Genomic DNA, 5244 nt, shown 5'->3' on the forward strand with positions numbered 1-5244 from the left:
AAAGAATGTCTACTTCACGATCAGCCAATTGATAGCTTGCCATATGGTCATTCTCATTGATTTTCTCGGTTGACCAGCCTAGACTTTTTAAAAGTGCATGAGCACTTTCCATAGTGAGACGATCATCAGTGTCATCCGCTTCATCCACTTCCTCTGCCACTTCAACAGAAGTTGTTTTAGAAGCAACAGATGCTGTTTGCGGATCCAAGCTTAAAATCGGAGCGTTTTTAGGAAAACCAGTCCGATAACGGCGTGCAAGAGCAAGGACGTTATCAATAATATGTGCTATGTTTTCCCTTATCAAAGCTGAAAAGTTTTTATCCTTCAAACTTTCCTTATAAAATTTGAGTTTTTCAACATCCCCAATAAGAATAAGTGCAATAAGGTGCAACTTCGCAAAATCATATTCACTGTCTGGGGACAAAGCCGCATAATCATAGATGATTTGATTCACATTTTGTCGATCAGCCCAGTACAAAATATCCGCACTGATCTGTTTCAGCTTGCCTTCATCCAATTCAGTACTAGAAACTGCATAAACTTCTTCTGATTCTTTAAGAACGGTATATTGGGGAGTATTGATGAAAATAGATCGATAAGCTGTAGAAAAACCAAGTGTTGAAAGAGAAACCTTGAAGGTAACAAATGGTGTCTCTCCTTTTTTATCAAGGTCGTACACTATATTAATGATACGATCTTTCGTTATAAAATAAGCATTGCAATTGTAATTTTTATCACGATAGACTGTCCAGTCCATCCTTTTTAAGTCTTCAGAAACTGTATTAAGAAAAGACAAATCTTGTAAACTAAGACGATCATCTATAGCTTTTCGCTCATTAAGGATTTTCAGATATTCTTCAGCAAATTGAACGGCATGGTTAATATATCTCTCTACTTCACGGTCATCCAAAATCTCAGAAATCTTACCGGCTTCTAAAAAATTTTGATAAGATTTCAGAACATCAATTTGACCTGTCAATGCTAAACAAGCCAAATGCCAGACTATACGTATATTGTAGCTATACTTTTGAACACGTGTTTTGCTTTCTATTGATGCTTGTAAATCTTGGGCACGTGCCCACTGTATTATCCGCTCAGAGATTTTGATAAGCTCTTGCTCATCTAATGTCTCTACACAAATATCAATGCCTTTACCAAAACCACTAAAAACCCCCCCCCCAATCGTATTAAAAGAATTATAAATATTTTTAGGAGAAACACACCAATATTCCTTACTATAGTGAATACAATTGCAAGCGACAGAAATCATTTCATTAGATATTTCAGCTTCAATACGGACATTGTAATTATCATGAAGACGTATAAAACCAAAATCAAATTGAATAAAGCGGTCGGGCAAAATCAACCACATTTTTCCAGGTTCCGTTGAAAACCACCCTTGTGTTTTAAGAACGCGCATTGCTGCTGTGAGACTTATCGAGCGCTGTTTTGGCTTCTTGCGCGTTAGAATATCGTCTAATTCCCCATTTTTATAGGCCTGTGCAAAAAAAAGCAGGCGATCATCCGATGTCATTGTTTTATAATCAGCAAATTCTGGCACAGATAGTTTTGGGGTAGATCTATCACTCCTTAAAGCCTCCATATCACCAAGTAATGCTTGTGCAACGGCAGAATGATTAGTAGCTTCCTCGCACAACTCTTTTTCAATATCCTGTGCTTGCGCCCATGCAATCACTTTGTTTAAAGCGGTTGTGATATGGCTTTCGGAAAGATCCGGAGCTTTAACATTAAAATCCTCCTTCGCGTAAAACAGCACATCTCCATATTTATGCTGTGATTTTTCACCTCTAGAATATTCCCGAGCAAGACAATAAGCAGCGGTGGTGAGATCAGCCGAAAGCAAAAACTCTTTGCCACTCTCTCCATAATTTTTTACACCATAGCCAATACCGACAATGCGATCGGGAAGATGATAATGCGCAAAAGTATCCCCCACGTTATCACGATAAGGCTCCCAGCCCAGTCTTTTTAAAATCTCTGTGACATCTTTAGTTTGCATCATCATTCCCCCAGCATGATCTGTAATTCTTTTACATAAAAATTACTTGTATAATACTTAGGCTCTCTAGAAAGACTATATATTTCCTCTATCAATTTCACCTCTTCCATAGTTTTTTCCAAAAGCTCTTGTAAAAAGGGATAGGTTGCGGAGTGGGAGTGTTCTCAATCTTTTCAATCGGTTGGTCACCTTCAGGTATCTCAGCTCCCACGTGTACTTTAATTCTTTTGCAGAGAAATTCATAAAAATTACTTGCGTAATATTCAGAATCTTCAGATGTATACTTGAGATAGAGTGGGCATTCACCATCCCGAAACTGCGTATAATCAAAGTAAAAGGTTTCATCAAGATCATAACTCACAACGAGCTGTTCTGGTGTCGCAAAACCATGTTTTCTATCGAGTAAGTTTTGGTAAACAATATCACCAGCAGGAATACCTTCCCCACAATCTCCATAAAGGCTATAAATTTCTTCACCACCAATTTCTCCTCCTCCATATTTTTTTAAGAAAACTTTGTAAGAGGATGTGAATTGCAAGCCGAGAGTTTTCTCCGCCTTTTCAATCTGTAAATCATCTGTTTCATTCTCTTCATCATCTTCACTACCCAAATTGATAATCTCATCATCATATTTATTCACTTTATCAATTAATACTGCAACATCATCTAAGGTATAGGTTTTCATAGATGATCCTCAAAACTTGCGTTATAAACGCTCCATATTTCCTCGCTATCAATTTCACCTCTTCCATAATTTTTTCCAAAAGCTCTTGTAAAAAGGGATAGGTTGCGGAGTGGGAGTGTTCTCAATCTTTTCAATTGGTTGGTCACCATCAAGTATCTCTTCTCCCGCGTGTACTTTAATTCTTTTGCAAAGGAATTCATAAAAATTACTGGCGTAATATTCGCAATTATCCAATGGATACATAACATAGATTGGACATTCTCCATCCCGAAACTGCGTATAATCAAAATAAAAAATTTCATCAAAATCAGCGTAACACACGACAAGCTGTTCTGATGTTGCAAAACCATCTCTTCTATCATTTAAGTTTTGGAAAACAATATCACCACCAGGGATATCTGCTCCACACTCCTTATAAAGGCTAAAGATTTCTTCACCACCAATTTCTCCTCCTACATATTTTTTTAAAAAGCTCTTATAAGAAGATGTGAATTGCAAATCGAGAGCTTTCTCCGCCTTTTCAATCCGTAGATCATCAGCCACATTTTCTTCAGTACGAAAATTGATAATATCATTATATTTATCAACTAATACTGCAACATCAGCTAAGGTATAGGTTTTCACAAATCTTCCCCTGCGTGCTCTTTAATTCTTTTACAGAGAAATTCATAAAAATTACTTGCATAATAATGTGACGCTCCAGATGGAATCTTGACGTAGAGTGGGCATTCACCATCCTGAAACTGAGTATAATCAAAGTAAAATGTCTCCCCAAAATCAGTTCTACTGACAACAAGCTGTTCTAATGTCGCAAAACCATGTTTCCTATGATATAAGTTTTTATGCACAATATCACCAGCAGGATGATCCTCAAAACTTGCGTTATAAATGCTAAAAATTTCCTCATAACCAATTTCTCCTCCCTTATAATTTTTTAAAAAATCCTTATAAGAAGTTGTAAACTGTAAACCGAGAGTTTTTTCTGCCTCTTTAATCCGTACATCACTAACTGCATCCTCTGCAGTACCAAAATTGATAATCTCATCATCATATTTATTTACTTTATCAATTAATTGTACAACATCAGCTAAAGTATAAGTTTTCATAGGTTGTTCTCCATAAATTATTATTTTTTAGTTGCTATATCTTTCTTTTCATAATCTTTAGCACGTTCCTTCCAGTATTTCGTCCTCCATTTATCGAATAGGTCTCTGTCAATAGCTGATCCCATTGTATTAGGATTAATATGAATAACTGAATTATGTTTATTATGAAACGCATTTGTAACCTCTGCTATGGGACCATCATGTGTTTGCAGCATATGATGCAATTCAATGGGATTTTCATTAAAGTCAAGAGGTGCTCTTCCTGTTTTCATCCTTTCAATATTTGTACCTTTTACTTCTTTTCCTTTTACTGTCCAACTAACAATCTGGTTAGGATCAAACAGATCATCTCTCTGATAGACTTTGTTTGTCTGAGTAATTTTTTCTCCCTTGTTAGTTATTTCAAACTCAACCTCAATAGGTTTTGACCAGAATTTTCTCTCTTGCCCCAAATATTGAGTTGCAATAGCTTCATCGCTCATTTTTTCTAGCGATTGTGCGATTTCTTTCCCCACATGCGCAGTATTTACTTCAGAACTAGTTGCTCCCGTTATAGCCGCTTCTTCAGCTTTAGCAGCAAATTTGATGAGATCTTTTTCTACAAGCTTTCCCGCAAGCTTTACGCCTCCCTTGGCTGCTGAAACAGCACCGTCAGTAAGCACTGTAGAACCCACTATATAAGCCACATCTCCTAATGGTTTACCTAGCATTTCGCCAGATTCAGCACCAGCACTGAATGCTCCATCCCCCCCTTTCTCCATTGTTTCATGTATGTGATCTATATGCCCCCCAAAGGAATCCTTTATGTGATCTATACGCCCTCTAAAGGAATCCTTAACACCTCCCCAGAATTGACCAACTCCTTCCCAGAGTTGACCAGCACCTTCCCAGACATCATCAAATATATGCCCACTCGTGGCCCAAGCTTTTGCTGTTCCAACGCCTTGAAGGGCATTTTGATAGATCTCATCAACTGAACTGTTTCCTATTGCCGATCCTAATTCTTTAACGTCATGAACTGTCGCATATATTCCGTTTCCTATTGCCGATCCTAATTCTTTAACGTCATGAGCTGTCTCAGATATTCCGTTTCCTATTGCTTTTACGGCACCAACAATCATACCCTTCGCAAGACCTATCCCAAAAATCCTATCTTGCTCTTCACTAATCTCGAACCATTTTTCGTTAACATCTCTTCGACACTGATCATCAGGGCACTCTTCTAACTCTTTCTTCATCTGAGCGCGTTGTGCACTCCCCAAAAAGTTATTTGCAGCGGCATTACCTGCGGCATCAGCGCCGGCATCAACATTGCCACCGGCAAGGGCAGCGGCAACGCCCCCAGCAGCCCTTGCAACATCAATGGTGTGGTCTCTAAAGTCAGCAAACTGCGCATCAATCTTTGCGTTTATACGCGCTTCCTCTTCCGCTGT

Annotated in this window: 5 protein-coding genes; all 5 read right to left on the minus strand. The window is 38.1% G+C overall.

The features are described 5' to 3' along the window. Positions 1-2026: DUF6990 domain-containing protein (locus tag ACFIL7_RS02020; protein WP_375683284.1), on the minus strand; the 2026-nt coding region annotated here is incomplete at its 3' end. Positions 2027-2117: 91 nt separating this feature from the next. After that, positions 2118-2705: an SMI1/KNR4 family protein gene (locus ACFIL7_RS02025; protein WP_375683285.1), complete on the minus strand. Its 588-nt coding sequence runs from the start codon at positions 2703-2705 to the stop codon at positions 2118-2120. Between the two features lie 54 nt (positions 2706-2759). Further along, positions 2760-3329 carry an SMI1/KNR4 family protein gene (locus ACFIL7_RS02030; RefSeq protein WP_375683286.1) on the minus strand — a complete coding sequence of 190 codons (570 nt, stop codon included), beginning with the start codon at positions 3327-3329 and terminating at the stop codon, positions 2760-2762. Beyond that, entirely contained in the window at positions 3326-3811 is a 486-nt protein-coding gene (locus ACFIL7_RS02035) for an SMI1/KNR4 family protein (protein WP_208438784.1), read from the minus strand. The genes ACFIL7_RS02030 and ACFIL7_RS02035 overlap by 4 nt, the downstream gene beginning before the upstream one ends. A 20-nt stretch (positions 3812-3831) precedes the next feature. After that, positions 3832-5244 (minus strand): HNH/ENDO VII family nuclease (locus ACFIL7_RS02040; RefSeq protein WP_375683287.1); only part of this gene is annotated, 1413 nt, incomplete at its 5' end.

Origin of the sequence: Bartonella sp. AP3QHHD (genome assembly GCF_042195765.1) — a bacterium.
In the GTDB taxonomy this organism is placed as follows: Bacteria; Pseudomonadota; Alphaproteobacteria; order Rhizobiales; family Rhizobiaceae; genus Bartonella.

Coding starts and splice junctions, on each gene's coding strand:
- ACFIL7_RS02025 (WP_375683285.1), bottom strand. CDS start 2,705: ATGAAAACCTATACCTTAGATGATGTTGCAGTATTAATTGATAAAGTG.
- ACFIL7_RS02035 (WP_208438784.1), bottom strand. CDS start 3,811: ATGAAAACTTATACTTTAGCTGATGTTGTACAATTAATTGATAAAGTA.